A 24,828-nucleotide genomic window follows, 5' to 3' on the forward strand; every position below is an offset into this window, starting at 1 on the left:
AAACCAAACATCTGATCTTTCACATAAGGCTAAGGTAAGTTAGGAGCCAATATGCAAGGATAAGATTATGTTCACGAGTACGGAGTTTTGTTTAACTGCACCCCCATTTGAAAATCTTGTTCAAGAACCAACTAAAAGCTTCAAAGATTGGGTGGATTTTTTTCTGGATGAGCAGATCTCTAAAAAAACAAAAACAGATTCGGCAGAACAATACCTCAGTCAGTTAATCCAGCACATCGATCTGGGTTCCATCAGCTGGCTCGACCAACCCGAACATGCTGCTACGCATTTTTTAGAAGAACATCATAAAATTTGTGGAATATTTCAGGATTATCTCAGCCGTCGCAAACAAGGCGGACAACGTGAATACTTTGCTACGGTATCGCATGCATTTGAATTTCTCTACCGGGTGGCACCTACAAAAATGGTCGATGGCTCATGGTTATACTCTACTCTGGAACATGCGGATCAACCTGCGCTTAAAGACCTGATTCATATTTATCTGGAAGAGCTGGGGCTGGGTCATCCACAAACCAACCATGTCACCATGTATCAGGATCTGCTAAATAACTATGAACTCACTGCCTATAGCGAACAACTCGATGACCGCTATTATGAACAGGCAGCTGTCCAGTTGGCTTTGGCGTATGCGCCAGCTGAATATTTACCGCTGGTGATTGGCTTTAATCTGGGCTATGAACAACTACCGCTACATTTATTGATTACCAATTATGAACTGGCTGAACTCGGTATCAATCCGCATTACTTTAATGTGCACATCACGATTGATAATGCGCATAATGGCCATGCGCAAAAATCCCTGCAAGCTTTCCTGGATCTATACCGTTCTGCAGAACACCCAGAGCGCTATCTGGAAATGGTCAAACAGGGTTACTTGCTGAATGATGTAGGCAAGAGTTCTACTCAGATCGTGCGTGAGTTGGATCTCGATGCCCAGGTGTTGAAACTGTTTCAGCAGAAAGCTTTAATTGGTCAGTACATTCATAACCAGAAATGTCAGTTTAGTGGTAAGACCATCAATGAGTGGTTGTCACAACCTGAACAGATTCAGGATTTTCTACAGGTCATGATGGATAAAGGCTGGATTCAACGTGGACTGTCTGTAGAGCAAAGCCGTTTCTGGAAACTGATTGATGATCCAGATGGCAAGATGTTTGGCGTATTTAATGCCACAGAGAAACAGATAATTCGTGACTGGATTCAAGGTCCAGAACTGGCTCGACGGCTTTCTTCACATCAACTACGGACGCAAACGCCGATAATCAGTCGGCAAGAGCAACATAAGCTGGAAGAACTTCGCTTGCATCTGAAGCGTTGTGACAATAATGAGGAAAAACTGGAGATTCTCACGCCTTATGTAGCACCACATTGTCATTATCAGCAGCTTGGACTTTGGGCGACACAACAGGTCTCTAAAATCCTGTTTCCTTTCCAGACCCAAGCGGTGCAATTCAGCTAAATCTGTTGCATTTAAAAAGGCACCTTACGGTGCCTTTTTAAATGTAGATCAGGTTATGCAGATTTACGTGAATTAATCTGTCCTTTAATTACAGCAGTGACATTGCCTTTTAGATAATGCAGGAAAACTTTTAATGGTGAAAGTTTTGGATTCGGCTGTTTGCCTTGAGCAATCTGTTTAAACTGCGCGGCATACCAGATGATTTCCATAATTGCCATTTTATCAATCATTGGAATACCGGTTTTAATCTTCTCTACCGCATAGCGTACATCCTGCCCTGCTACCAGCTTCTGCCCCAGATCAGTTTCTACTGCAAACGGACGGGCAATACCCACAAAATCACAGGCACCACTCTCAAGTGTGGCATTCATACCAGCAGCAGTTCTAAAACCGCCAGTTACTATAATATGGCAGCTCACTTCCTGACGGATTTTTTCAGCAAAATCCAGGAAATAGGCTTCACGGGCAATCGTGGAAGCTTTACGTTTATCCGCTTTAACGCCTGCCATTGCTGGTGCTTCATAGCTACCGCCGGACACCTCAATCAGGTCAATGCCTACTGCATCAATAGCTTTAAAGACATAGATCACATCTTCTTCGGTGATACCACCACGCTGGAAGTCAGCCGAATTCAGTTTAACAGAAATAATGAAATTTTCTGAAGTTGCAGCACGAACTGCCTTATAGATTTCTAATAAGAAACGGGTACGGTTTTCAATACTGCCACCCCACTGATCCTGACGTTTATTGGTCAATGGCGATAAGAACTGACTGATCAGATAGCCATGCGCACCATGAAGCTGTACACCTTCAAATCCTGCTTTTTCACAAATTGCAGCAGAAGTTGCAAAACGCTGGATAATATCCAGAATTTCATCTTCGCGCAGTTCACGTGGGGTACCAAAACTGACAGCCAGTGCCGGACTAAATGGCACTGCCGATGGTGCTACAGTTTCCCGATTCAAACCTTTTGGACACTGACGCCCCGGATGTGACAACTGCACCAGTTGCACCATACCATGACGTTTGCCAACTTCTGCCCAAGCCTTAAGTTTATTCAGGTCACGTTCTGTTTCAGCGACTACAACACCCGGTTCATTCTTGGCACGAAAATCCACCATGACATTACCCGTAATCGCACAGCCTAGCCCGCCTTTAGCCCAAGCTTCGTAGAGTTTCAAATGTGAGTCATTCGGCTGACCAGCATCATTAGCGAGTGCCTCGCTCATAGCTCCCTTGATGATACGGTTTTTAAAGATGGTATTACGAATCTGAATTGAATCTGCCAGTTGTGTCATACTTTTTTCCTAAACATTATGCTTTTATTCTGTCGGTGTTATACCCTGTCAGCAAGAAATTGACAATGACCCATGTCAATTTCATTTAAAAAGATTTGTAGTTTTAATATTGGCTGGCTGCAATTAACTGGCGGGTATAGTCAGTTTGTGGGTGCAAGAATAATTGTTCAGTTTCCTGAACCTCCATAACTTGTGCGTGATGCAGTACCAAAACCTTCTGGCAGAGTGCTCGTACCACTTGTAAATCATGACTGATAAACAGGTAGCTAATCCCTTCTTCTTGCTGAATACGACGTAACAGTTTCACAATTGCGCGTTGTGTAGTACGGTCCAGTGCTGAAGTCGGCTCATCCAGAATTAAAAGTTTTGGTTCTAAAATCAATGCTCTTGCCAATGATACACGTTGACGCTGCCCCCCAGAAAGCTCATGTGGATAGCGGTCTTTAAAAGATGCCGGCAGCTCTACCCGCGCTAAAGCTTCCTCGACACGACTACGGATTTGCTCATTGGTCGTCGCTTTCAAGCCCAACCCTTCACCAATGATCTGTTCGATGGTCATACGCGGATTCAGACTGCTAAATGGATCCTGGAAGACGATCTGAAAATTACTACGTAATGGTCGTAAGGCTTTTTCAGACAATTGATTCAAATCTTGATTTTCCAAAAGGATTTGACCGTGGCTTTCAATCAATCGTGCTATGGCCAAAGCAAGTGAGCTTTTACCTGAACCACTTTCGCCCACCACTCCAATCGATTGCCCCTGCAGCATGCTTAAATCAAGCGGTTCGACAGCAGTGACATAGTCCTTAATGCGATTCAGTAGACCCTGTTTAATGGGAAATTTGACTTCTACCTGCTTAAGTTCGAGCAAGGTTTCAGTTTGCTCTAAAGGCAGTGCCTGACCAAAATCATGATTGAGCAAGTCTTGGGTATAAGTTGATTGGGGTAAATTAAAGATCTGTTGTACTTCACCTTGTTCTTCAATGCAGCCCTTGTTCATGACAATCACCTGATCAGCATAGCGTCTCACCAGATTCAGGTCATGACTGATCAGAATCATCGCCATCTGCCGACTCTCCTGTAAAGATTTCAGCAAATGTAAAATCTGGGCTTGCAAGGTGACATCGAGTGCTGTAGTTGGCTCATCTGCAATCAGGATATCAGGATCCAGTGCCAATGCCATGGCAATCATCACGCGCTGACGCTGGCCACCAGATAATTCATGCGGATAACGCCTCAGTTTGTCCTCAGGTTCAGGAATACCAACATCCTTCAGTAACTCCAGCACCCGTTCTCGTGCCTTGGCTTTAGACCAGCCCTGCAACAACAAGGTTTCGCCAATGATCTTTTCTACCCGATGTAAGGGATTTAGTGCCGTCATCGGCTCCTGAAAGATCATGGCAATCTTCTTGCCGCGAATCTGACGTAATTGGGGCTGAGAAAGCGTCAGTAAATTCTGACCATCTAATACCGCCCGGCCTTGTACCTTTAAATTTCTTGGCAACAAACCCAAGATTGCCAGACTACTAATCGATTTACCTGAACCACTTTCACCGACAATCGCCAAGGTCTGCCCGGCAGACAGTTCAAAACTTAGCTGTTGTACCAGTACCTGATCTAGACTGCTGATCTGCAGATTTTCGACCTGTAGAAGCGGTGTTGCGTTATTGACGTCTTGGATCGAATGCATCACGCGTCGCCTCCCCAATATAGATCAGTAAAGATAGAACTATGGCCAGCGTAAAGAAGCCGGATAAAGCCAACCACGGCGCATTCAGATTGTTTTTGCCTTGTAGCAGCAATTCACCCAGTGAAGCTGCATCAGGTGGCAATCCATAGCCAAGAAAATCCAGTGCTGTCAGTGCGGTAATATTAGCCGTCAGCATAAATGGTAGCTGTGACAGACTCGAACTCATGGCATTGGGTAAAATATGCCGGAAGATAATCGCACGATCAGAAACACCAAGGCTACGTGCGGCACGCACATAGTCAAAATTACGTGCCCGTAAAAATTCAGCCCGCACCAGACCAACCAGGGTAGTCCAGCCGAACAGCAGCATGATCAGGAATAGCCAATACACATTTGGGGTAAACATGCTGACCAGAATCATCACCATAAACAGCATCGGCAAGCCACCCCAGACTTCCAGAACGCGTTGCCCTACCAAATCAATCCAGCCACCATAATAGCCCTGAATCGCACCGATTATAATGCCGATGACTGCAGATGCGATGGTCAGGGCGAAGCCGAAAAGCAATGATATTCGTAGACCGTAAAGGATTCGCGCCAACACATCACGACCTTGGTCATCAGTCCCTAACCAGTTTCGTGACGTGGGTTCAGACGGCACGGGCACTGCCAGTTCCAGGTTTGGCGTCTGGTAGGAATATTCAATCAGTGGCCACAATGCCCAGCCCTTGGCATTGATTAACTGCTGAACGACAGGATCTTTATAATCTGCTTCAGTTTCAAACACACCACCAAATGTGGTTTCCGGATACGTCTTAAATGCCGGCACATATAGTGAACTGTCATATCTCACCAGCAACGGTTTATCGTTAGCAATCAGTTCTGAACCTAAGGACAAAATGAAAATAATGATAAAGATAATAAAGCAGCTGAAGCCGAGTTTATTTTCCTTAAAACGCTGCAAGCGCGCTCGCATGATCGGTGACATTATTTGGCACCTCGCGAGTCAAAGTTAATTCGCGGGTCGATCACCTGATACATCACATCACTGATCAAACGCAGAATCAGCCCAAGCAAAGTAAAGATAAACAAGGTCCCAAAAATCACCGGATAATCACGCTGTACAATCGCTTCAAAGCCAAGCAGACCTAATCCATCTAAGTTAAAGATAATTTCAATAAACAGGTTACCGACAAAGAAGATCCCGACCAGTGCTTCCGGCAGACCCGCGATGACAATCAGCATGGCATTTCGGAAGACGTGTCCATATAGCACACGCGATTCATTTAAGCCCTTGGCACGTGCTGCCAGTACATACTGTTTGCTCAGCTCTTCCATAAAAGAATATTTGGTTAAGTAAGTCAGCCCGGCAAAACCACCAATTACCATCGCCAGCAATGGCAAGGTCATATGCCAGAAGTAATCCTTAATTTTTCCGAACCAGGACAATTCAGCAAAGTTTTCCGACACCAACCCTTGCAGTGGGAACCATTGGAAATAGGAACCACCCGCAAAAAATACGATGAGTAAAATGGCAAAGACAAAAGCCGGAATGGCATAACCCACGGCGAGCAGCATCGAAGTGGATTTATCAAACAGGCTGCCATGCTGACGCGCCTTTCGAATCCCAAGTGGAATCGAGACCAGATAAATCAGCAAAGTGCTCCACAGTCCCAATGACAGAGAAACTGGTAATTTTTCCAATAATAATGTAGTTACAGGTTTATCTTTAAAGAAACTGATGCCGAAATCTAGTTGCACATAGCTTTTCAGCATTTCCCAAAAACGGATATGAGCGGGCTGATCAAAACCATATTGGGCCTTGATTTTTTCCACCATCTCGTCACTCAGGCCTTTGGCACCCTGATAGCTGCTTTTGGACTGTGCAGTTTCTGCACCTGTGGTTCCGCCCATGCCCTGAAAAGTTTCTGCCTGTTGAATGGCCTGTTCGACCGGTCCACCCGGCGCAATCTGAATGACAATGAAATTAATCAGCAGAATCAAAAATAAAGTCGGGATAATCAGCAAGAGCCGCTTAAGTATGTAGGTTCCCATTGTCAGTGATATTCCTTATTATTTTTGACGACGTAAATATTGGCTCACTTGTGCAGCTTTTTGTGGATTACTCCACCAGAAGTCGAATCCAACAGCAAGTTTTGGCTTAATCTTTGGCTGCTCATACATATTCCAGTAAGCATACCAGTTGCCGCCTTTCCCATAGGTCGGAATCTGATAGTAGCCAGCACGCAGCAGACGATCCAATACTTTGGTACGAATCACCAATTGCTGGCGATCCGGTGCCTGAATCACCTTAGTAATAGCATCATCAATCACAGCATTTTTGATACCCGCATAATTGTAATTACCCGGCTGATCTGCTGACGCACTACTCCAGAACTGTGCCTGCTCATTGCCCGGGTTGAGAGACTGTGGCAAGACATTGGTCGTCATATCAAAATCTTTACTGCGCATACGTTCAATGTACTGAGGCACATCAACATGACGGATATTCACCGTGATCCCCAGTCGCTTCAGATTACGTATAAAAGGCATTAAGGTACGTTGCAAACCATCCTGATGAATCAGAAACTCAAGTCGAATCGGCTTACCTTTTGGATCAGTTAGTTGCGCATTGTGATAACGGTAACCCGCCTCGAGTAACAATTCCCGCGCGACCAGTAAATTCTTGCGATTAAAGCCCGAAGCATCCGAAACTGGATATTTCCAGTCTTTCAGCACACCAACACGCTGAATCGGATCTAACTTAGCCAGATAAGGCTTTAAAATCGCCAGTTCTTCAGCTGAAGGCATGCCCTTCGCTTCCAGCTCACTATTAGCAAAATAACTTTGTAAACGGTGGTATTGACCATAAAACAGCGCCTTGTTCTGCCACTCAAAATCATAGGCATAAGTTAAGGCTTGACGAAAGCGGATATCCTGCATTGGTGCACGACGGGTATTGAATACAAAGCTTTGTGTCGGAATCGGGTTTTCATGGTTGAAGTTGTATTTCACCACCATCTTGTCCTTGATGGCTGAAAAATTGTATTCCGTTACCCATTTACGTGCGGTGTATTCCTGATGCACGGTATATTGACCAGACTTAAAACCCTCAAAACCAACATCCATATTGCGGTAATAAACAAACTTCAGGCGATCAAAGTTATATTTACCCCGGTTAATGGGTAGATCTTTTGCCCAGTAATTCGGATTGCGTTTATAGCTAATGCTGCGCCCTGCATCAATGCTTTCAATCAGATAGGGACCTGAACCCAAAATTGGCTGCATGGTGATGCGGCCAAAGTCTTTGCCTTGCCAGTTTTTCTTAGAATAGATAGGCATCTGTGCCAGGATCAGCGGCATTTCCGAATTATTATTTGACTTAAAGCTCATCTTGACCTGGTACCTGGATAGTACCTCGGTTTTATCCAGATCTGACAGATACATCTGCAAGCCTGGATTACCTTTGCTTGTGTACGTATCAAAACTGAATTTTATATCTTCTGCAGTGACTGGCGTACCATCACTAAAACGTGCTTTGGGATTCAGATGATAAATCACATAGGCAGTTTTTTTTGGATCATAGGTGACTTTTTCAGCCAGCAAGGGATACATCACGCCCGGCTCATCCAGGGAACTGACCATGAGCGTATCAAACAGGTATTCCACGCCATCTGCTGCTGTACCTTTGCCGTTCATGGCATTCAGGTTATCAAAGGTACCATTGGCAGACTGGCTGAGATAACCACCTTTGGGCGCTGCAGGATTGGCATAGGGTAAATGTGTCAGCCCGGCATATTTGGGCTGACTATGAATGGCGATATAAGGAGTGGTCTGCAGTGCAGCCCAAGCCCCCTGAGTAATGACCGAAATTCCACAGATATAAATCAGGCGCTTTGCAGCAGCAAACGGCATTCAGATACTCCCTGTATCATTTCGGCTTTAGAGATTTGGAACCTTGATCACATCCCCGATACGCAGTTGAGTATTCGGTTTCAGGTCATTCATTTCTGCCAGTGTACTACTGTCCATGCCATAACGTGAGGCTAAACCGATCAATGTATCGCCACGCTTGATTTTATATTCTGTAATACGTTTAGGGACTTGCAGACTTTGGCCCACACGCAAGCCCGCATTAGCACGCAGATTATTTAAACTGGCAAGTTCTGTGGTGGTAATTCCCAGACGACTGGCAATCGCGTTAAGTGATTCGCCTGACTTCACTGTATAGCTTTCTGTGGCCTTAGATGAAACAGTCGTGGTTACTGCTTTGATCTCATCTACCTTTTTAGTTTCTGGCAGATCACCGTCAATCTTCAGACGCTGTCCGACACGTAATGGACTCGATACAGACAAATCATTCAGCTCAGCCAGATATTTCAGTTGTAACTTGTACTCGTGTGCAATTGAACTGAGGGTTTCACCTGATTTCACTATGTGGGTGTCTGACTTCACACCTTTCACCGCCTGCTCAGTCACAGTTTCACGAGCTGCTTCTGCATCTCCGGTCAATTTCAGACGTTGTCCTACTCGCAGGCCAGCATTACGGGATAAACCGTTCAGATTCGCCAGATGATCCATGCTCAGATTATACTTGGCCGCAATTCCTGTCAGGGTATCACCCGACTGCACAGTATAATTCTCTGGCACAGTGCTGCCCGCAGGAATCTTAATGGTTTGACCAATACGTAAACCGCTATTGGCAGCAAAGCCATTTAAGGCTGCCAGTTCAGCCACACTGAGTTTGGACTGATTGGCAATGCTATACAGCGTCTCACCACGTTTTACCTGATAGTTTTCAGTTGCAGTCTGGTCCACTTTAATATTTTCAAACTTCTGCTCAATTTTCTTGCCTGAGCTTGCAGATTCAGCTTCATTCAAAGGTACATTGATTTTTTGACCAGCCATCAGGCTGCTGCCTGAAGTCAAACCTGGCGTCAACGCAGCCAGTTCCGCATTCGAAAGTGCATAACGGTCTGCAATCAGTTTTAGATATTCGCCGCGCTGAACGGTATAAGTCTTAGTCTGAACTTTACTTCTTTCCGCTTTTTTCGTTTCTTCAACTTTCGCTTTAGAAGCAGCAGTTTCTTTTAAGGATAGTTTTTGACCGACAAATAGACCGCTGGTCGTGCTCAAACCATTATAGTCAGCCAGCTGTTTTACCGTTAAACCAAACTGGCTGGCTACACCGGTGAGTGAATCATTGGCTTGTACCACATAGCTTTCTGGTTTTCCGGCAGGTTTTGATGCTTCTTGAACAGGTTTGGCATCATAAAGATAGATCGTGGTACCGACATATAAAGTGGCATTTGGATCAATCTGGTTCCATTTCGCCACATCCCGCCAGTTCACTCCATTTTTAGCAGCAATCAAAGCCAGGTTGTCACCCGGTAAAACCGTATAGGTACTGCGCTTGCCTTTTGGTGCAACAACCACAACTTCCGAATCTGTTTTAACGTAATTCTTGCCTTGGTTCAATTTCGCTTCGACTGAATCTGCCTTGGTACTTTCCGCTACGCCTTTTGGATACGAGAAACCTTTGGTCAGTTCTTTACCCTGCTGTTCTGCTACAGAAAGGCTGGTCTGAATCGCGGTCAGCTTAATCTTGCCATCATAAGGATCGACAATTTCAGTACCCGCAGGTGCCAGTGCTTTCAGCTCCTCCACCACTTCTGCCTGTTCTGCGGCTGTCGCTACCGGTTTCAGGATTTCATCTACAGACTTTGGAATTTCCTCTGCCACAACCGCTGCCTGAATCTGTTCACGTTCCTTTGCAGAAATTGGCGGTTCAACCTGAATCGGTTGCACAGGTGTTACCGGCGTCACTGCAACTGGAATACGCGGTGCACTTGGAATAGGTAATTCACTCTTCGCAGCAAAATCAGCCAAAGCTGAAGAACCTCTTGGTGTGCTGACCCTAGTCTTGCTTTGGGCAGTCAGGTTGGGTTTGGCTGTACTTGTAGCTGCTGGTGTTGCAGCGGCAGTAACAATCGCTGTGGTCGCGACTGTGGACGTCGCTTTGCTTGCAGTAGTGGCTACAGGTGTTGCAGGTTTAACGGTTGTCGTGGTTGAGGCCGTGATTGCAGGCGGTGTCTGTTTAGCTGGCGTGATTGTTTTGCTATTCAGCTCAGGTGGCGTGGTTTTTACTGGCGTAATCGTCTGATTATTCTTCGGTAAACTGCTGGTAGAGCTTGCCCATAAACCTGAAGAAGAGGATTGAAGCTTTTTCAGTTTTTCATCAATGGATGGACTCAGGTCAGCTGGAATCAGAATACGGCGCGGACTGTCCGGATCAATCCTGTCTCCACGATGCCCTGGGTTCAACTGATACAATTCAGCCCGACTTAAACCGGTAATCGCAGCAATTTCATTCAGGCTGGCTGCCCCAACACTGACTTCACGAAAGTGCGGACGGTTGGCAATAGGCGGCAGACTCACGCCATATTTGGCTGGACTTTTTACAATCTGTGCCACTGCCATGAAACGAGGAACATAGTTCATGGTTTCCTGCGGCAACTTCAGTGACCAGTAATCAGTTGGCAAACCAGCAGCCTTATTACGGTTAATCGCCTGCTGAATACGGCCTGGACCGGCATTATAGGATGCTAAAGCCAGTTCCCATGAACCGAACTGATTATATAATGCACCCAAAAACTCATAGGCAGCGCGAGTTGACTCCACCACATCACGGCGGCCGTCATACATCGAGGTCTGTTTTAAACCATAAATACGGCCGGTACTTGGAATAAACTGCCACAGACCCGCTGCAGCCGCACTACTGGTTGCTGCCGGGTCGTATGAACTTTCAATCACTGGAAGCAATGCCAGCTCAGTCGGCATACCACGGCGTTCAGCTTCTTTTACTGTGTAATATAAATAACGTGAAGCACGCGCACTTAAACGCTCTAAATATGGCTGACGTGATGCGAACCAGCCACGCTGGGCATCAATACGCGGATTCCAGACATCCAGATTCATCTTGAAACCGACAGTCATGCGCTTCCACACATCACCGTGTTTCAGTACCAACAGTCGGTCGCCTTCTACCGCACGCATATCAGTCGCGGATAAAAGATCTTCCAGACTATCTAGACTATCGGCGCCTAAATAATTCGAACTTGTTTGTTTATGCTTGGACCCTGCCGCGCTTTGTGTCGTCGAACAACCCGTTAAACCTAAGGATGCAAGCGCAGTGCCGAGAACTGAGACTTTTAAAAATGAAGGTAACGATGGCTGCCACATGAATGCGGTTGGTTTATACATAAAGAAATCCAAACAACTTGTATAAAATTTATTTTTTAGATATGCCATTTTAATTAAGCATGTCGACGACACAAGCTAATAATTTACCGCGATTTGACGTTAAATGTTACAAGAAATTAAAAAATCGCGGAGATATGGATTATTCAAACGTATTTGCGTTATACAATATCCCGCTCAGCTTGTTCTTTTTTGATCGGATTTGGTTTATGTCTCAAACAATCACACTGTATGTGGATGGCGCATGCCGCGGCAATGGTAAGGAAATCGCTGTAGGTGGTTGGGGTGCCTATATTCAGAACGGTTCAGATGAGCATAAAATTTATGGCGGCGAGCTTCAGACCACCAATAACCGTATGGAACTGATGGCTGCCATAGAAGGGATTTCTGTCTGTCCCAAAGATGCCAAGCTGGTGATCTGGACCGATTCCAATTATGTCAAAAAAGGTATCACTGAATGGATCGAAGGCTGGAAACGTAAAAACTGGAAAGATGTCAAAAACCCTGACTTATGGAAACAGCTGGATGCAGTTTGCCAGGGCCGTCAGATTGACTGGCACTGGATCAAAGGACATGCTGGCCATGAGGGTAATGAAATGGCCGATCAGCTGGCTAATCTGGGTGCGGATCTCGCCTTAAAAAATGGCGAAAAATCCCGTCATGTTCCAGCAATTCATTTTGCAGCAAGCGTTGAGATAAAAACACAAGATATAAAAAAGCCTGAAAAAGACTGGTTACTGGATGATCCTTTTGGCCTGGAACTGGCTGAAGCTGAAGAAATGGATGAACTCATGGCAGATGTAACTGAAGTGACCATGGAAACTCACTTAAACAATCAGCCTGTCGCTGCTGAACAAGCGCTAGTAGAGACTCAATTGCACCCGCAGATTGTGATTACTCCAGCCACATTAAATATATCTGGTCCTCGTCAGCTGATTCTCGATACAGAGACCACCGGTTTCTATTATCAGGATGGTGACCGGATTATCGAGGTCGGCGCGATTGAAATGGTGAATCGTAAACTCACCGGCAGCTCGATTCATATTTATATCAATCCGAAAAAACCGGTAGGCGATTCAGTTAATGTCCACGGCATTACTGATGAGTTCCTGCAAGACAAGCCTTTATTTGAGGATATTTCTCAAGTTCTGTTCGATTACTTGAAAGGTGCAGAAATCATCGCGCATAACGCGACCTTCGATATGAACTTCCTGGATATGGAATTCAAGCGTGCTGGTTTTCAAACCCTGTCAGAAGTCTGTGAAGTCACGGATACCCTGGCGATGGCCAAGTCACGCCATCCGGGCCAGAAAAACTCTCTTGATGCCCTGGTACGTCGTTATGAGATTCCGCAGCGTGACCGTACTTTCCACGGCGCATTACTCGATGCAGAAATTCTGTCCGATGTTTACCTGGCGATGACCGGTGGTCAGGTTTCTTTTGATATGGATGCCCTGTCACATAGTGAAGAACAAAATGCCAGCTCAGGCAGTGTGAAAATTGAAATTGATCTACCGGTAATTTTGCCATCTGATGAAGAATTGAGCGAACATGAGAACTGGGTCAAACAATATGAAGAAAAACATGGAGCGCCTTGCCTTTTCGCAAAATAAAATCCATTATTCAGTTAACAATTTATGTTAAAAAAAATAACAGTTCAGTTATAGTAAATACAAAGATGTCCTGCCAGTTGCAGCAGGCCTCAACTATTAGATAAAACTTCAGGAAAGGTGCAGATCAATGTCTTACCAAACCTCTATACATTTTGACCCTACGGCTTTACTGATAATAAAAAATGAGGTTGATAATTCGATCAAATTGGTTGAATCAGCAGTCAGCACACTGGTAGAAGATCAGACCTTGCCTTTTGGGATTGATGATGCGCTCAACCAGTTCGAACAGTGTGCCCAAGTTCTTGCACTGATCGATATGCCAAGCCTGGCCAAAGTTACTCAATATTCTGCTGAGCTTATGCGCAAGATCATGGGGAATCCTGCCAACGTGAACACGGCAGAAGTGATCGCCCTCAGTGAAGGGACGACCATGCTGAAGCGCTATATCGAATTCATTTGCTTGCGTGAAGTCAAAATTCCACAATTTTTGCTGGATACTTTAAACCGGCTGGAACTTGCGCTGGGCAAGCCACTGACTACTGAAGGCCATCAGATTGAGTCCCTGCTCGACCTGATCACACCTGATTTTGATCTGCCGCAAGCACCTGGACTGGAGAAGTCTGCTTATGTGCATCGCCTGTACAAGCTATCGCTGAATAAACTGCTTAAGCAGGAAGAAAGCGATCTGGACTTACAAGCGATCAAACTGGTGGGGACTTATCTGGCAGGTCTTTCTGAGCAGCACCCAAGCAAACAGTACTGGAATCTGGTCTATGTGGCGTTCAATCATATCGATAAGCTCCTGATCAACGAGCCACGTTTACGCACCCTGATCAGTGTTGAGCGTAATATGGCACAGTATTTCAATGCACCAGACCGTTTCAAGGCGAACATTGCTGACCTGGCGAATATACTGAGCTTATGTATCAGCCAGGAAGATGACATTGCTCATCATATCCGTAGCAAGCTGAATATCGGTGAAGATTCATTGACCGATACTCAATTACAGGTCTTCAGCCGTCATTTATATGGTCCTGATTTTGAAACCATGCATACCATCAGTGATCTGGTAACAGCAGAAATGGCACAGATCCGTAATGACATCGAATACAACTATCACAACATGACCCCTGAAAAGACTCAGGAATTGCAGGTTCAGCTGAATAGCATGGCAAACATCTTCAAGGTTTTGAACCTGAATGAAGCTTCTAATGATCTTACTCGTCAGGCTGCTTCACTCAGTCAAGCTGAAGTGTTGAAAGATGAAGGTTTTGCCCAGCAGCTTATGAATGTGATTTTGTCTGCTATGAACTCGATTGGGATACTAGAACGTCATCACACCTCTAGCCGTTTACAGCTCCGTGTAAATAACATGAATATTTCACTGGATCGTCTGGATGAAGCACATGCTGCTTTACTGAGCGAGACCAAAGCGCTGATCGAACTTGCAAGCCACACCCTAATGAATTACTTGCAGGACCAGAACCTGCAAACATTAGAAAGCTTGCCAAACCAGATCCGTGAAATTGCGGGTGCAATGCTGTTCCTGAACGCTGAAAATGGTCAGGCCGCACTAAGCACAACGGCTGACTTTATTCAAAGCCGGATTGAATCTGCTACTGCACTCAGTACCGATGACGTCAATCGCGTGCTTGATCCACTCGCCAGCGCGGATATGCTCATTGACAATTTAAAGAGCAAACAGCCTGTATTACAGTCAATGTTTAAGGTAGCATTGGACAGTAGTCAAAAACTGAAAACTGTAGCCTAATGTCTAAATTGTCACTTGCGTATATCTTTCAACAACAGCAACTTTTAGTCGATGAAAATCTCCAGCTTCCCCAAGTGGAAGCGCTAGCAAGTGACATACAGCTCGGTACGGGTGATCAGGTGATTGCCCGTGACCTCCTCCCTGAGGAACCGATTCCTCTAGGTCTGCAACTCGTTCCAATCCGTCAGTTACTGCAATATTGGAATGTTCGCCAGTTTGAACAGGCCAGTCGCGCTGTACAGCTACTGGAATGGCGTCGCAATCATCGTTTCTGTAGTCATTGTGGTATACCGACCGAAGCCCATGCCGTAGAATATGCTATGGTCTGCCCCGCTTGCCATTACCGCCAATATCCACGCGTACAACCTTGTGTGATTACCGTGATTACCCGTGGTGAAGATGAAATCTTGCTGGCTAAAAATGCCCGAAATAAAACCAGCCAGATGTATGGACTGATTGCCGGTTTTGTCGAAGTCGGTGAAACTTTGGAAGAAGCAGTCCGTCGTGAAACGGAAGAAGAAGTCGGAATTAAAGTCAAAAATATTCAATATCTGGCCAGCCAGCCTTGGCCCTTCCCAAGTAATCTGATGATTGCCTTTAAAGCAGAATACGCTTCTGGCGAGATCAAACTGCAGGAAGAAGAAATCAGTGATGCACAATTCTTTAAGCTGGATGCCCTGCCAGAAATTCCATTCAAAGGCAGCATTGCACATTCTATGATTATGCATATCACGCAAGGCACGCCCGTGGCTGATGATACTCAAGCCTGGTTGTAAGCCAATTTATAAACAAAAAGCCCGGTATTAAATCCGGGCTTTTTACATTCAATAGAATGAATTATTTAAATGCATCTTCTAGTGCCCACAGTACTCTAGACTTGGTTACAAAGAAGCGGCTAAACAGGCTGGAAAGTGATCCAACAATAGTAATGTGTCCGAGCTTTGGAATACTGATCACATGACTATGGTTACCATGTTGCTTTAATACCCGATCCAGATCATGACTATTGAAATGTCCCACGATATCGTCTTTTTCAGCAATAAACAGATAATGCTTCAAAGGCTGAGGTTGTACAAAGTACAGTGGCATCACCTGCTGATAAGGCACTGCCTGATCAAAGGCATTAGCACAGATCGGATCATCCTTATAGTCAAAATGATAAGGCCCCGCTAAACCAATGATAGCGCGGATATTCGCCAGCCGCTCTGCTGTATGCTGCTGCGGATAGTACACCGCTGACATCACATTAAACGCACCGGCAGAATGTCCCATCAATACAATATTCTCTGATGAAATCTGCAGCTTTGCTGCCGCAGTGTGCAGATGATCCAAAAGCAGATGCAAGTCATCCACAGATTGCGGGAAGATATGTTCTGGCGCCAGATGGTAATTTGGAACCACCACGTCATAGCCTTCACGGGCAAAAGCCTCACCAATAAACTGATATTCTTTCTTATCCCCATGTAGCCAGGCACCACCATGGACAAAGACAATCAAGGGGCGATGTGCCAAAGGCTGTGCACTACGATACAGATCAAAACGCTGCCGCGCTTTAAGGCCATAGGCCAAATGCCGTTCAGCGCTATAACCTGCTTTGGGAGTAAAACGGTTCAGCGCATAGCTACCGAGATCATATAAGCGAAAATCCCGGTAGATTTGTCTTGCAACGTTCAGATGACTCGACAGCTTGGCTTTAAAAGAGTGCACCTTATTGTGCATAATTTGGTTCAACTGTATCAGGATCAATCGCAACTGGAGTTTGCACCAAGGCACTTGATGAAGCTGTGGTCGCAAAGTTTTGGCTGGTTGAATTGCTGAGCGTTTCTACATTATCAATCAGGGTCACAATTTTAGTGACATTACCGACTTGCGCCAGCACCTGATTGAGATCAGCAATTTCAGCATTGTTTAGACGGCCCATCACATATAACACGCCATCTTCGGTATGCACATGTACCTTACTGTCTGCAACTACAGGCGCTTTCATGATCAGGCCACGGGTATTTGCCGTTGCTGCGGTATCCTGCATGATGGTGCCATAACTGATCTGGTTACCGATAGTAATAAAGTTATGTACGGCTTTCACATCACTCATGGCTTTGACATTGTCTTCAGCCAGTTGTTTCAGATGCGCATCTGGCACCTGACCAGTCAATAATACATGACCATGAAAACTCTCAATATTGACTCGCGACTGTTTGAATCGTGAATCAAGTTTATAAAGATTAATTTTTGCAGTACGCACAATTGAAGAATCGATAAAAACCTGTCCAAGGGTACGCGCCCCTTGATCCGTACCGACAGGAGCCGTGCCTGTACCACCTGAAATAAAGCTGGCACAGCCCGATAAACTTGCGACACATAACATTGTTATTACAATACGTTTAACCACTCAGCAAGACTCCTTATTGTTTAATACGTCTTTGTTCAATTTAATAAATTCTGTCGCGCAATCTTGATCAACTTTTATTTTCCTTGAACATTACCATAATCTCTGTACAGAAAACCGCACAAAGAAAAGCCTGTGTTGTTCAAAGATTAATAAACTCTTGATCAAAAGTAAAAGCATTTTCAATCCATTGCGAATCATAAAGGTAATTGCAAAAATCATGCTGTATGGTTTTTGCAAAATGTTGATTAAAATCAAAACAAATCACATCAAAACGACAGAAAAAATGCTGAAATTCTTCATGATTTTGCAGGAAATGAAGAGCAGTTTTCATCATTTTCCGCTGCTTGCTAAGGGAAATTGACTCGAGTGCATTGGCATAATCTGTACTTGCCCGTGCTTTTACTTCAACAAAAACCAGCTCTTGATTACGTTGCACGATTAAATCAATTTCACCATAACGGCTGTGATAATTGGCTTGGACCAACTGAAAGCCATGATGCTCCAACAAGGCAAGCGCTTGCTGTTCTGCCCATTTTCCCAATTGCTGACTGATACGCATAATAGTTAAATCAGCTTGACGCCCTTGCTGGTATATTCAAAGCAGGCGGGCATACGTCGCAGTCCCTGCGCATTGACCTGAATATGTCCGGTACGTCCCTGAAATTGTAGCTGTTCGGCTTTCTGGTCATTTAAATACAGCTGACTGATCTGCCAGGCATCTCCACCAAAGGCGATTAACCGCTGATAGGACATCTGCACCGGCGCCTGCTGATAGGCATTCAATACATCTGGCCAGGCATGAGTATACAGTGCAGGTACGTCACAAAATTTAATACCTTTAGGCAAAGTTATATGCTGGTCAATCGCATTGGATACGGTATAAAGCCGTTTTTTCGGCAGGTTTTGCATTGCGGCCAACCACTCCGGATTGCCCACGAGTAATAAACCCTGTTTAGAGGACAAAGATTTTGGTGCAATATCGATAATATCGACTTGCAGATCCCCTACACTGAGCAAAGACATCAACATCAGTTCATGCTCGGTCTCACTTCCGGGCTGACGTAGTACCTGTAAATACCGAATTCGATCCTTAGTCAGTACCTTCTGTAAAGCAATTGCATCTTCACGTTTAGACAGACTGAACTGCCAGAGCTGAGGTGAACTGCTCATGCTGTCATTCAGACTCAGGGTTTTGACTTTTGGCTGGGCCTGAACCAGTGCTTCAATATCCTGACGTGCCAGTGGCCCCACGATGAGCTGCGTCTTTTTATTGACATGCTGTTTCAGTAATTGTGACATTTTTTTCTGATCAGAATTCACCCATTTAATCGGCACTTTTTGCCCTGATGCCATATAGGCACTCATGAATCCCTGTTTGATATTCGATGCAGCTCGCGCCAAAGGACCAGATTCGGGTAGAATGACCAGAATTTCCGCTTGCACGCTGCCGATGCAGCCCAATAAGCTCAAACCCAATATTTTTTTAATATTCTTCCGTTTTTTATAATTCTGTTTATTCCACATGGAGAAACCTATGAGTGCTCAGTTATTTGTTGTTGCGACTCCAATCGGGCACTTAGATGATATTAGTTATCGTGCAATTGAGGTGTTGAAGTCGGTGAGTCTTATTGCTGCTGAGGATACACGAACTTCTATGCAATTGCTCAAGCATTTTAATATTTCCACTCCACTGACAGCCTGCCACGACCATAATGAAAGCAACAAGATAGATCAGCTTATTCAACGTTTGCTCAATGGCGAAAACATGGCACTGATCAGTGATGCGGGTACACCATTGATTAGTGATCCAGGCTTTAAATTCGTGCGTGCTGCACAGGAACACAATATTCGTGTGATTCCTGTGCCTGGTGCCTGTGCTGCAATTGCTGCTTTAAGCGCAGTAGGTTTACCGAGTGACCGTTTCAGCTTTGAAGGCTTCCTGCCATCAAAACAAAGCCAGCGTCTGCTCAATCTGGAAAAACTCAAAGATGAAACCCAGACCATGATTTTCTATGAGGCACCGCACCGGATTCTGGAATGTGTGAAAGATATGGCGAATGTGTTTGGTGCTGATCGTCCGGTTGGTTTTGCCCGTGAAATTACCAAAACGTTTGAAACTATCCGAAAGATGACCCTAGGCGAATTGATTAAGTTTATTGTCAAGGACGCTAACCAGCAAAAAGGTGAAATCGTACTGGTAGTGGGTGGAGCGACTGTCGAAAAAGATATGGATCAGGAAAAACTCGACAAACTGTTACTCCGTTTATTACAGGATCTTTCCGTGAAAGCAGCTTCTCAGCTGGCAGCCGACCTGACCGGCATCAAAAAGAAAGTGGCTTACCAACGCGCACTTGAGTTAACGGGTGCCAATGACTAAATCGCTTTTTCCAGAGAAAGATAGACATAAAAAAACACCACTGTAATCTGTGGTGTTTTTTTATATTCAGGAGGTAGACGACTTATTCGCGTACTGAATCGTCTGCCGGCACTTCAGTAATTCGACCACCGCGAGCCAGGAACGCAGCCACCTCATCTTCAAGTGCCTGACGCTTTTTTAGCTTCGCTGTCACAGTCAATGTTTCAGCTTCGAGAACGTCTGTATCACTAACAACTTCATCGCCTTCAGCAGCGCCTTTCTCTGCTGCTTTCGCTTCATCATCATCAACGACAGCATCTTCAGCTTCATCATATTCATTCATATCTGTCATTTTCATCTCCCCCACAAATGACCATCACATGTGCATTTAAACTAGGTTGTAAATTACCTGAAATTTAGCAATCTCTTTGTATTTCGCCTAGTACCAAATATTAAAAAATCGTATCTTTTTTAAACAAATTCGTTTCTTTTTACATATGATTGTTTAAAAAATAACAATTCTAGATCAGATGGCGTAGCGGGTATCTTTGAGCAGTCCCAAGCCATTGGCCTGCGTCATAAAAGCATCTTTTAATACAGGCATCTGTTCAACCTGTTTCAGGCCCAAATTACGTGCCCAAACCACAGGGAAAAGTTGAGTGGTTTCCATCCAGCCAATCGCAGACATGCTGTGCATCATGGCATCATTTTGCCCCTTACGCAGATGTTCATAGCGCTGTAAGGTTTGCTCATGTGCCCAGACGCCACGCGTTTTATCATGCAGTAACACATCACATAACACTGCCGCATCCAGACAGCCAATATTGACACCTTGTCCCGCGAGTGGATGAATCACATGGGCAGCATCACCGATCAGGGCCAGTCCATCTTGCACATATTGCTGAGCCGCACGTGCTTTAAGCGGGAAAGTTGCGCGTGGGCTTGCTTCGAGCACCTCACCAAGCATGTGATGACTTTCGCGAGTGAGTAATTGGATAAATTCCTGATCTGACAAAGCTGCATATTCTTCAGCATAATCATCCGGTAAAGTCCAGACGATCGATTGCCAATGCCCCTGTTCTTCAGCTTTTAAGCTTGCCATCGGTAAGTAAGCCAATGGACCAGTTTCCAGGAAAATCTGGCGTGCAACATGCTGATGGGGTTGTGCGGTCTTAATGGCACAGCTGATACCGGCCTGTTTATAGTCCAGGACATCAATGTCAATAAAGGCCTGTTCACGGACAAAGGAATTGGCACCATCTGCACCGATCAGCAATCTGGTTTTGAGCTGGGTACCATCGGCAAGGTGTACAATCCAGACTCCCACCCCGCGTTCTACCCGGCTAACTTTGACCTGTGTGCGGTAATCTTTCAGTTCTTGCAGCATTTTTTGCTGAATGGCCAGGTTCAGAATACTTGGCTCAACCATAGAACCAAGCGCCTGCTCGACTTTTGGTGTTTTCTTGGAAGGCTGGCCAAAATTGATTTCACCATAACCATTTTTATTCCAGACCTGCATACCTGTATATGGCTGCTGACGTGCAAGTTTTTCCCAAACCCCTACTGTTTTTAGCAAATGAATAGTGGCCTGGCTGAGTGCCAATACGCGTGGATTGGCAACACTTAGTGTCTTTTCAGTATCTAAAATCGGTGCAGCATCCAGCACGGTGGTCTGTACGCCATCTTGAGCAAGTAATAATGCCGTTAAACCACCAACCAGCCCGCCACCTACGATGACAGCATCTAATACCTGAGTTTGTTCTGTCATGCTTTGAGTCCCATTGCATAGTTGGCTACAAGTGGCTTGATGCCTGGAATATTTTCAAAAGCCACCAGTCCGGTATTACGGATCAGTTTCAGGAATGGATTCTGGTTGCTAAAACCACGTACGACTGAATCACAGAACTTGATCACACGTTGCTGATCTTTCAGGCGTGATTTTTCATAATCTTGCAGCATTTGAGCATCGCCCAGATCAGCCCTCTGTTCCAGCTGTTCTGCCAGATAACGGTTCAATACATAAGCATCACGCATACACAGGTTAAAGCCCTGGCCTGCAACTGGATGAATCGTATGCGCTGCATTCCCCATTAACACCACACGACCAACTGCCTGCTTTTCTGCCAGGACTTGCGATAATGGGAAACTGAAACGCTTACCAGTTTTCTGGAATTTTCCGGCACGATCACCATAAGTCTGTTGTAAGGCGTGCAGGAAGTGCTGATCATTTTCATCACCCAGCCATTCATGCTCGGTACCTTTAGGAACTGGCCATACCACGGAACGACGGTATTCGCCTGGAAGAGGTAGCAAAGCCAAAGGTCCTAAAGGACTAAAACGTTCAAAACCGACATGTTGATGCGGTTTTGATGTTTGTACGGTTGTGACAATCGCAACCTGATCATAGTCGTGTACCGATGCGCCAATACCCAGTGCCTTACGACAGAAAGAATCGCGACCATCCGCAGCAATTACCAGTTTGGATTGCAGTTTTAAAGCAGTCTCGCCACGCTGTGCTTCAATATAAGCAAAGTCTTTATCCTGGATGAGAGAAGTCACCTGCACGCCATCGATCAGTTCAATGAGTGGCTCTTTTTTGACTTGTGTCAGCAGTACACGACCGAGCCAGGCATTTTCAATCACCTGACCAAAGCTTTCGACTTTTTCCTGTTCAGCGATCAGACGTGCCTTACCAAAACTACCCTGTTCGGTAATATTCACTTCCAGAATCGGCGTGGCATGTTCCTGCAAAGCATCCCACAGATCCAGCTCCTGATAAATCTGTACACTACGGCGTGATAAAGCGCTGTTACGGACATCAAAACTGGAGTGATAGGGAGCAAGATTGATATCATCATAATCTGGGTATTGGATTGCTTCTAACAGTTTGACCGCAATCCCGGTTTTCGCCAGCATCAGTGCGAGGCTTAAACCCACCATCCCACCACCGACAATGATGACTTCTTGTTGCATGCTTTGATCCTTATCTGGGGTATCTATAAAGTCTAGATACGTCTAATCATGTTGGATTTAATCTTACCTCAAAGATTTTTATTTTTATAATGAATTAGTCGTTTAGCTGTAATTGATATTGCTTTGTTAATCGCTTAAATCCTCAAAGAAATAAAACTTGGCACAGATCTGTGTCTTTTTTATAAACGAACCTTAAATAGTCCTTCCAGGAATAAAGCTTAGAGAGAAAAACAATGCAAATAAAGAGATGCTTTATCTTAGCCGGCTGCCTTGTCTCACTTACAGCCTGCTCATCAAAAGACCAAGCACATATTCCTTAGGAAGGAGAAATCGTCACTTGGAACAGAATCCTGAATTGATTGTAAAAGCACAGCTTAGTCCACGTCGAGAGCATTATTTAGGATCCTTTCCAATTAATTAAATCCTTAAAAATATCAATCGATTACGCAGGAAGAATCCAATCAATTTCCGATATCAGACTCTAATCGTCAATTAGAATTTTACTTGATATTGCATAGAACAAATGTTCAAGCGACAGATAGTTATCTGCTAGAGCATAAAGATCAAATTAGAGTAAGAATAGAAAGATTATCTTAGGATTTCAGAAAAAGTTATTTTAACACTGAAAAATTATTTATCAGCAATTTAACTTTTAAAGTATGTCAAGCTTCATTCAAAATTTAAAAATATAGTCTAGATTTTTATATTAGAATTTTCCCTGATTATTTTTTTATTTTGTTGTAGACCTAAAAAATGGCAGATCTTTCTTATATGTAAACAGAGAAAGTGATAAATTAATTCATGCAATTCAAGAAAATATTTATAAATTTAATAAAAACAGCAAAATATAACTTAAGCAGGAAATTGATTTGAATAATTGGCAAGAAATTCATGAAGAATTATGGCAAGGCGAATTCAAACATGAGGTGCGACAGTTTCAAAAGCCATATGATAATCAACAAGCTGAGCAAATTTCTCTAATGGTGTAAGCCAATCTAACGCCTTTCTAGGACGAGTATTCAGTGACATGGCAACTTGATTTAAATAATGCTGATCTGCCTGATTTAAATCAATCCCTTTAGGTAAATATTGCCTAATTAAACCATTCATATTTTCGCATGTGCCTTTTTGCCAAGGTGAATGTGGGTCACAGAAATATACATCTATGCCTAAATCTTCTTCGAGTATTTTATGTTCTGACATCTCGCGTCCACGGTCATAGGTCAACGTTTTACGCAGTTCTGCAGGTAAATATTTCAGAGCTTCAGTTAAAGCCTTGCGCACTGATTCTGCCTTTGCATCAGGTAATGTTGCCAAGATACAGAGCCGTGTATTTCGTTCAATAAGTGTTGCTATCGAACTTTTATTGTCTTTACCTTTAATTAAATCAGCTTCCCAATGACCCGGTATTTTTCTTTCTTGAACTTCGGCTGGGCGCTCATGAATAGTTTTAATATCCTGTAATATAGAATCTTTTTTAGGTTCACCGTTAGCTTTTCGCTTTTTATTTTCATGACGCAGACAGGATAATAAGTCTTTTTTCAACTCACCCTTTGGTAATGCTCGTATCGTTGAATAAATCGTTGTATGGCTTACATTCATTGTTTGATCCAAATCAGGAAATGTCTTTAAACGCTTTGCTATTTGCTGAGGAGACCATAAACAACGGATCGCTTCAACAATAAATTTCCAGAGGATTGAATCGATTTTGAGTTTTCTGTGACCACGTCTACGTCTAGCGAAGGTGTTATCAGAAGCATATCGAGCTTGATAAACGTCATTGATGCTATTTCTTTTAAGCTCACGATAGATCGTACTAGGATGTCTTTTAATGAGTTCAGCAAATTTTCTGGCTGAAAAGCCTTCTTTTCTTGACTCAAGCATTAATGCAGTACGATCTTCAAAGTTAAGATGATGGTATGACAATTTTATATACTCCATAAACCCTTTAAATTAATTAGGTGGTTTATGTCGCACTTCAAGTTTTACTCTGCC

The 24,828-nt window shown here is 44.3% G+C and carries 19 protein-coding genes; 5 read left to right on the forward strand and 14 right to left on the reverse strand.

Translation table 11 applies throughout. The features are described from left to right. Positions 1-67 precede the first annotated feature (67 nt). A complete protein-coding gene (locus ACTJIX_RS10550) occupies positions 68-1,480 on the forward strand; it encodes an iron-containing redox enzyme family protein (protein ID WP_004893673.1) in 1,413 nt (470 codons plus the stop codon). Positions 1,481-1,533: 53 nt separating this feature from the next. On the opposite strand, the gene ACTJIX_RS10555 is transcribed toward ACTJIX_RS10550, so the two are convergent. From ACTJIX_RS10555 to ACTJIX_RS10580, 6 genes are all read right to left on the reverse strand, one after another. Then, positions 1,534-2,778: an NADH:flavin oxidoreductase/NADH oxidase family protein gene (locus tag ACTJIX_RS10555; RefSeq protein WP_440611432.1), complete on the reverse strand. Its 1,245-nt coding sequence runs from the start codon at positions 2,776-2,778 to the stop codon at positions 1,534-1,536. A 103-nt stretch (positions 2,779-2,881) separates the two neighbouring features. Next, on the reverse strand, positions 2,882-4,468 hold the full coding sequence (locus tag ACTJIX_RS10560) for an ABC transporter ATP-binding protein (RefSeq protein ID WP_440611442.1): 1,587 nt from the start codon (positions 4,466-4,468) through the stop codon (positions 2,882-2,884). Beyond that, positions 4,443-5,456: an ABC transporter permease gene (locus ACTJIX_RS10565; RefSeq protein ID WP_005221347.1), complete on the reverse strand. Its 1,014-nt coding sequence runs from the start codon at positions 5,454-5,456 to the stop codon at positions 4,443-4,445. Before ACTJIX_RS10565 ends, ACTJIX_RS10560 begins: the two co-directional genes overlap by 26 nt. Next, positions 5,456-6,523: a microcin C ABC transporter permease YejB gene (locus tag ACTJIX_RS10570; protein ID WP_004810685.1), complete on the reverse strand. Its 1,068-nt coding sequence runs from the start codon at positions 6,521-6,523 to the stop codon at positions 5,456-5,458. The genes ACTJIX_RS10565 and ACTJIX_RS10570 overlap by 1 nt, the downstream gene beginning before the upstream one ends. A gap of 18 nt (positions 6,524-6,541) precedes the next feature. Next, entirely contained in the window at positions 6,542-8,383 is a 1,842-nt protein-coding gene (locus ACTJIX_RS10575) for an extracellular solute-binding protein (protein ID WP_440611433.1), read from the reverse strand. 27 nt (positions 8,384-8,410) lie between these two features. After that, a complete protein-coding gene (locus ACTJIX_RS10580) occupies positions 8,411-11,731 on the reverse strand; it encodes a LysM peptidoglycan-binding domain-containing protein (RefSeq protein ID WP_440611434.1) in 3,321 nt (1,106 codons plus the stop codon). Positions 11,732-11,937: 206 nt separating this feature from the next. Between ACTJIX_RS10580 and dnaQ the strand changes: the two genes are divergently transcribed. The 3 genes from dnaQ to nudC all read left to right on the forward strand — a co-directional run bounded on the left by dnaQ (position 11,938) and on the right by nudC (position 15,888). Continuing rightward, positions 11,938-13,341 (forward strand): DNA polymerase III subunit epsilon, encoded by a 1,404-nt coding sequence (dnaQ, locus tag ACTJIX_RS10585; RefSeq protein ID WP_440611435.1) that lies wholly within the window; start codon positions 11,938-11,940, stop codon positions 13,339-13,341. A gap of 127 nt (positions 13,342-13,468) precedes the next feature. Next, a complete protein-coding gene (locus ACTJIX_RS10590) occupies positions 13,469-15,112 on the forward strand; it encodes a hypothetical protein (protein ID WP_004893651.1) in 1,644 nt (547 codons plus the stop codon). Then, positions 15,112-15,888, forward strand: a complete 777-nt coding sequence (gene nudC / locus ACTJIX_RS10595; protein ID WP_004893649.1) for an NAD(+) diphosphatase — start codon at positions 15,112-15,114, stop codon at positions 15,886-15,888. The genes ACTJIX_RS10590 and nudC overlap by 1 nt, the downstream gene beginning before the upstream one ends. Positions 15,889-15,949: 61 nt before the next feature. On the opposite strand, the gene ACTJIX_RS10600 is transcribed toward nudC, so the two are convergent. From ACTJIX_RS10600 to ACTJIX_RS10615, 4 genes are all read right to left on the reverse strand, one after another. Then, positions 15,950-16,831 carry an alpha/beta hydrolase gene (locus ACTJIX_RS10600; RefSeq protein WP_004893648.1) on the reverse strand — a complete coding sequence of 294 codons (882 nt, stop codon included), beginning with the start codon at positions 16,829-16,831 and terminating at the stop codon, positions 15,950-15,952. Next, entirely contained in the window at positions 16,821-17,504 is a 684-nt protein-coding gene (locus ACTJIX_RS10605; RefSeq protein ID WP_440611436.1) for a BON domain-containing protein, read from the reverse strand. The genes ACTJIX_RS10600 and ACTJIX_RS10605 overlap by 11 nt, the downstream gene beginning before the upstream one ends. A 139-nt stretch (positions 17,505-17,643) precedes the next feature. Then, positions 17,644-18,063, reverse strand: a complete 420-nt coding sequence (locus ACTJIX_RS10610; RefSeq protein ID WP_163168445.1) for a YraN family protein — start codon at positions 18,061-18,063, stop codon at positions 17,644-17,646. Between the two features lie 5 nt (positions 18,064-18,068). Next, the gene (locus ACTJIX_RS10615; RefSeq protein WP_440611437.1) at positions 18,069-19,028 is read right to left on the reverse strand and encodes a penicillin-binding protein activator; all 960 of its coding nucleotides are present in this window, start codon (positions 19,026-19,028) and stop codon (positions 18,069-18,071) included. A gap of 10 nt (positions 19,029-19,038) precedes the next feature. Between ACTJIX_RS10615 and rsmI the strand changes: the two genes are divergently transcribed. Further along, positions 19,039-19,881: a 16S rRNA (cytidine(1402)-2'-O)-methyltransferase gene (gene rsmI, locus ACTJIX_RS10620; protein ID WP_440611438.1), complete on the forward strand. Its 843-nt coding sequence runs from the start codon at positions 19,039-19,041 to the stop codon at positions 19,879-19,881. Positions 19,882-19,963: 82 nt separating this feature from the next. Here rsmI and ACTJIX_RS10625 read toward each other — a convergent pair whose 3' ends face one another. The 4 genes from ACTJIX_RS10625 to ACTJIX_RS10640 form a co-directional block, all read right to left on the reverse strand. Beyond that, entirely contained in the window at positions 19,964-20,212 is a 249-nt protein-coding gene (locus ACTJIX_RS10625; RefSeq protein ID WP_004810703.1) for a hypothetical protein, read from the reverse strand. Between the two features lie 174 nt (positions 20,213-20,386). After that, positions 20,387-21,628: an FAD-dependent monooxygenase gene (locus ACTJIX_RS10630; protein ID WP_440611439.1), complete on the reverse strand. Its 1,242-nt coding sequence runs from the start codon at positions 21,626-21,628 to the stop codon at positions 20,387-20,389. Next, a complete protein-coding gene (locus ACTJIX_RS10635; protein WP_440611440.1) occupies positions 21,625-22,833 on the reverse strand; it encodes an FAD-dependent oxidoreductase in 1,209 nt (402 codons plus the stop codon). Before ACTJIX_RS10635 ends, ACTJIX_RS10630 begins: the two co-directional genes overlap by 4 nt. A gap of 915 nt (positions 22,834-23,748) precedes the next feature. Next, entirely contained in the window at positions 23,749-24,774 is a 1,026-nt protein-coding gene (locus ACTJIX_RS10640; protein ID WP_004994718.1) for an IS30-like element ISAba125 family transposase, read from the reverse strand. Between the last annotated feature and the right edge of the window lie 54 nt (positions 24,775-24,828).

The sequence above is a fragment of the Acinetobacter sp. 22323 genome (assembly GCF_052044895.1).
Classification (GTDB): Bacteria; Pseudomonadota; Gammaproteobacteria; order Pseudomonadales; family Moraxellaceae; genus Acinetobacter; species Acinetobacter schindleri.

Bases quoted from the DNA above. Each gene is read 5' to 3' on its own strand.
- ACTJIX_RS10560 (WP_440611442.1), bottom strand. From the start codon at position 4,468: ATGCATTCGATCCAAGACGTCAATAACGCAACACCGCTTCTACAGGTC.
- ACTJIX_RS10550 (WP_004893673.1), top strand. From the start codon at position 68: ATGTTCACGAGTACGGAGTTTTGTTTAACTGCACCCCCATTTGAAAAT.
- ACTJIX_RS10600 (WP_004893648.1), bottom strand. From the start codon at position 16,831: ATGCACAATAAGGTGCACTCTTTTAAAGCCAAGCTGTCGAGTCATCTG.
- ACTJIX_RS10625 (WP_004810703.1), bottom strand. From the start codon at position 20,212: ATGACAGATATGAATGAATATGATGAAGCTGAAGATGCTGTCGTTGAT.
- nudC (WP_004893649.1), top strand. From the start codon at position 15,112: ATGTCTAAATTGTCACTTGCGTATATCTTTCAACAACAGCAACTTTTA.
- ACTJIX_RS10555 (WP_440611432.1), bottom strand. From the start codon at position 2,778: ATGACACAACTGGCAGATTCAATTCAGATTCGTAATACCATCTTTAAA.
- ACTJIX_RS10635 (WP_440611440.1), bottom strand. From the start codon at position 22,833: ATGCAACAAGAAGTCATCATTGTCGGTGGTGGGATGGTGGGTTTAAGC.
- ACTJIX_RS10570 (WP_004810685.1), bottom strand. From the start codon at position 6,523: ATGGGAACCTACATACTTAAGCGGCTCTTGCTGATTATCCCGACTTTA.
- rsmI (WP_440611438.1), top strand. From the start codon at position 19,039: ATGAGTGCTCAGTTATTTGTTGTTGCGACTCCAATCGGGCACTTAGAT.
- ACTJIX_RS10590 (WP_004893651.1), top strand. From the start codon at position 13,469: ATGTCTTACCAAACCTCTATACATTTTGACCCTACGGCTTTACTGATA.
- ACTJIX_RS10565 (WP_005221347.1), bottom strand. From the start codon at position 5,456: ATGTCACCGATCATGCGAGCGCGCTTGCAGCGTTTTAAGGAAAATAAA.
- ACTJIX_RS10575 (WP_440611433.1), bottom strand. From the start codon at position 8,383: ATGCCGTTTGCTGCTGCAAAGCGCCTGATTTATATCTGTGGAATTTCG.
- ACTJIX_RS10640 (WP_004994718.1), bottom strand. From the start codon at position 24,774: ATGGAGTATATAAAATTGTCATACCATCATCTTAACTTTGAAGATCGT.
- ACTJIX_RS10610 (WP_163168445.1), bottom strand. From the start codon at position 18,063: ATGCGTATCAGTCAGCAATTGGGAAAATGGGCAGAACAGCAAGCGCTT.
- ACTJIX_RS10630 (WP_440611439.1), bottom strand. From the start codon at position 21,628: ATGACAGAACAAACTCAGGTATTAGATGCTGTCATCGTAGGTGGCGGG.
- ACTJIX_RS10580 (WP_440611434.1), bottom strand. From the start codon at position 11,731: ATGTATAAACCAACCGCATTCATGTGGCAGCCATCGTTACCTTCATTT.
- dnaQ (WP_440611435.1), top strand. From the start codon at position 11,938: ATGTCTCAAACAATCACACTGTATGTGGATGGCGCATGCCGCGGCAAT.
- ACTJIX_RS10615 (WP_440611437.1), bottom strand. From the start codon at position 19,028: ATGTGGAATAAACAGAATTATAAAAAACGGAAGAATATTAAAAAAATA.